General features: G+C 61.6%; 4 protein-coding genes. 1 reads left to right on the top strand and 3 read right to left on the bottom strand.

From position 1 onward, the window contains the following. Window positions 1-142: 142 nt before the first annotated feature. The 3 genes from A3764_RS11995 to A3764_RS11985 form a co-directional block, all read right to left on the bottom strand. On the bottom strand, window positions 143-709 hold the full coding sequence (locus A3764_RS11995; protein WP_067923559.1) for a TRAP transporter small permease: 567 nt from the start codon (window positions 707-709) through the stop codon (window positions 143-145). Between the two features lie 121 nt (window positions 710-830). Further along, the gene (locus tag A3764_RS11990; RefSeq protein WP_067923573.1) at window positions 831-1,811 is read right to left on the bottom strand and encodes a TRAP transporter substrate-binding protein; all 981 of its coding nucleotides are present in this window, start codon (window positions 1,809-1,811) and stop codon (window positions 831-833) included. 56 nt (window positions 1,812-1,867) lie between these two features. Beyond that, complete coding sequence (locus A3764_RS11985; protein WP_067923562.1) at window positions 1,868-3,025, bottom strand: pyridoxal-phosphate-dependent aminotransferase family protein; 1,158 nt, start codon at window positions 3,023-3,025, stop codon at window positions 1,868-1,870. A 141-nt stretch (window positions 3,026-3,166) separates the two neighbouring features. Between A3764_RS11985 and A3764_RS11980 the strand changes: the two genes are divergently transcribed. Beyond that, a partial coding sequence (locus A3764_RS11980) for an FAD-binding oxidoreductase (RefSeq protein WP_150122153.1) occupies window positions 3,167-3,385 on the top strand: 219 nt, incomplete at its 3' end.

Here is a 3,385-nt window from a genome sequence, read left to right as displayed (position 1 = left end):
ATATCGAGCGCGATCGTCACGAGGCTGCCGGGCCCTTCGGTGAACAGCAGGCCGATCACGCCGCTCACGGCAAGGGCGACGGCAATGGGGATGTTGATGCAGATCATCACCAGCATCGCAATGAATATGGCGGCCATCAGCATCAGACGCGGTCCTTGTTCTTTTCGAGTTCGGTTTCGACCTCTTCCTCGATTTCCGCATGTTCCAGCGAAATCCCCGCAGAGGTCAGCTTCAGATAGGCAGGCAGGCTCAGCACCTGCGCCAGCATGAACAGAATGGCCCCGATCGGGATGACCGACTGGGTGAATTGCACCGGCACCCAGCGCAGCGAAACCAGCGTGTCACCGGCCAGCACGTCCAGCACCTGAAGCCCGGCCCGCGCCATGAGGAAAAAGAAGGTCAGCACGATCACCTCGCCCAGCAGCACCGCCGGGATCCGCAGGTTCTTCGGCAGCGCCAGAAGCACGGTGTCAAAACCGATGTGGCGGCGATGGAGTGCTGCGAGCGCACTGCCGTAATAGGTGATCCAGGCCAGCATGATCGCCGCGACCTCGTCGTACCACGAAAAGCTGTCGCCCATCAGACGCGCGATCACGGCAAATCCGACGACCACCGTCAGCAGGATCATCAGGCTGATGGTGATCCATTCGAGGATCCCGCTGATGATGCGGTTGATCCGCGACAGCTTGGGATAGGCAGCATGTTCCATTGAGGCTCGACTTGTTGGACATCGCGCACCGGTCCTGCGCGGATGGCGCTGGCCGGGGCGGTCGATGCGCGTTGGGAATTGGGGGTCGGGCGGCGGGTCGGTCCCGCCGCCCGGATGTGGATCAGCCCGACTGGCCGAGGCCAAGAACCGTGTCGATCATCTCCTGCGCGCCATCGACCTCTGCGGCGAAGGCGTCATAGACCGGCTTGGAGGCTTCGATGAAGGCGGCCTTGTCGGCCTCGTTCACCTCGACGCCCGCGTCCTTGATCTCCTGCAGCAGGCTTTCTTCCAGCTCGGCGGCCTTTTCGTAGGTGAAATCCTGCGTCTGGTTGGCGCAATCGGTCAGACCGGCCTTAACCTCGTCCGAAAGACCGTCATACTTCTTCTTCGACATCAGGATATAGGCCGGGGTGTAGACATGCCCGGTGACCGAAAGATACTTCTGCACTTCCTGGAACTTGGCCGATGCGATCTGGGCATAGGGGTTTTCCTGCCCGTCGATCACGCCCGTCTGAAGCGCGGTGAAAACGTCCGAAAAGGCCATGGGCGTCGGGTTGGCGCCGTATTCCTGGAACATCCGCAGCCGCCAGACACCGTTGGGCGTGCGCAGCTTGATGCCTTCGAGGTCGGCAGGCACGTTGATCGGCCGCACGTTGTTGGTGATATGGCGGAACCCGTTCTCCGCCAGCCCGACGATGTGATAGCCGTTGTCGTTGGCCGCGGCCTGGAACTCGTCCATCATCTCGTCCTGCACGCGGCGCATGTGGTCGCGGCTGGTGATGATATAGGGCATCTCGAAGATGCCGAAGGAATCGTCCACCGAAGACATGATGGAGGACGGCAGCGAGAAGTCGATCTGCCCCAGCTTCAGCTTCTGCAGCATTTCCTTATCGTTACCCAACTGCGACGATCCGAAGGTCTGCACCTCGACGGCATCGCCCATGCTGGAATTGACGCATTCGGCGAAGTTGTCGACCGAGGCTTCGAACAGCGAGCCGGGCGCGCCGACATGCCCGAATTTCATCGTCATTTCGGCACCGGAGGCAGCGGTGGCCAAACCGATGGCCGTAGTGGCTGCCAGTACTTTCTTAACCATTTTCATGATGATCTCCTCCCAGAGTTGATGTTGCGCCCGCGGGCCCTCCCGGCCCGCCGACATTAGGCAAGTCGTTTCATTGCCGCCTGCACCCCGCCCGCCTCATGCGGTACACCGGCCTTTTTCAGGCCCATCTCGACACCCGCCAGCGTGCCGACGAGCATCAGGTCGTTGAAGTCCCCGAGGTGGCCGATCCGAAAGACCTTGTCGGCGACCTTCGACAATCCGTTGCCCAGCGAAATGTCGAAATGTTCCAATGTCGTCGCGCGGAAGGCATCGGCGCTTTCGCCTTCGGGCATCTTCACCGCCGTCAGAACGCCGCTTTCCTGGCCTTGGGTCGCACAGAGCACCTCCAGNCCCCATGTGCGCACCGCCGCCCGGGTCGCGGCCCCGTGGCGGGCATGGCGTTCAAAGACGTTCTCCAGCCCCTCTTCATGCAGCATGTCGATGGCCTCGTTGAGACCGTAGAGCATGTTCGTGGCGGGCGTATAGGGGAAATAACCGGTCTTGTTGGGGCCCAGCATATCGGCCCAGTCCCAGTAGGATCTCTGCAGTTTCGCCGTCTTGTTGGCCGCCAGCGCCTTGGCGCTGGCCGCGTTGAACGACAGGCCGGGCGGCAGCATCAGACCCTTCTGCGACCCCGATACCGTGACATCGACCCCCCATTCGTCGTGCTTGTATTCCAACGAGGCAAGGCCCGAGATCGTATCGACCATGAACAGCGCCGGATGATTCGCCCGGTCGATGGCCTTGCGCACTTCGGCGATGGGCGACACCGATCCTGTCGAAGTCTCGTTATGAACGACACAGACCGCCTTGATCTCATGGCCCTTATCCTCGGCCAGCCGCGCCTCGATCCGCTCGGGGTCCGCACCGCCGCGCCAGTCGCCTTCGATGAACTCGGCCTTCAGGCCCAGCTTCTCGGCCAGCTTCTTCCACAGGGTCGCGAAATGCCCCGTCTCATACATCAGGACGTGATCGCCCGGCGATAGCGTATTGACCAGTGCCGCTTCCCACGCGCCGGTGCCCGAGGCGGGAAAGATGAACACATGCTCATCGGTCTTGAAAATGGTCTTCAACCCTTCGAGCGCACGCAGGCCGACCTTGGCAAAGGCAGGCCCCCGGTGATCGATCGTCTGCTGACTGATCGCGCTCAGGATCCGATCCGGCACGGCACTCGGCCCCGGTATCTGTAGAAAATGACGCCCCGCTTTGCGCATCCCGATCGACCTCCGTCATAGTGTCGCAGCCCGCCTGCCCGGATGGCGGCGCAGTGCTTTTCGGTTGATCCAACGTAATTTTGAATTCATAATTATGTCAATCACCAGTTTCAAAAATCATTCACTTTGACAGGACGGCCCATGTCTCAGCTTTCCGACGTTCTTGGCCAGCGGGTGTCCGGCGACCTTCTGTTCGATGACTTTTCCCGGGGCCGCTACGCGACCGACGCATCGCTCTACCAGATGATGCCGCTCGGCGTTCTGTCCCCGAAGGACGAAGAGGACGTACAGGCCGCCATCGAGGTCGCGGCGGCACAGGGGGTTCCGATCCTCGCCCGCGGCGGCGGCACCTCCCAGTGC

Origin of the sequence: Sulfitobacter sp. HI0129, assembly GCF_001635395.1 — a bacterium.
Taxonomy (GTDB): Bacteria; Pseudomonadota; Alphaproteobacteria; order Rhodobacterales; family Rhodobacteraceae; genus Sulfitobacter.
Note: the sequence above shows the minus strand (reverse complement) of the source record. Positions and strands in the feature narration are given on the sequence as shown.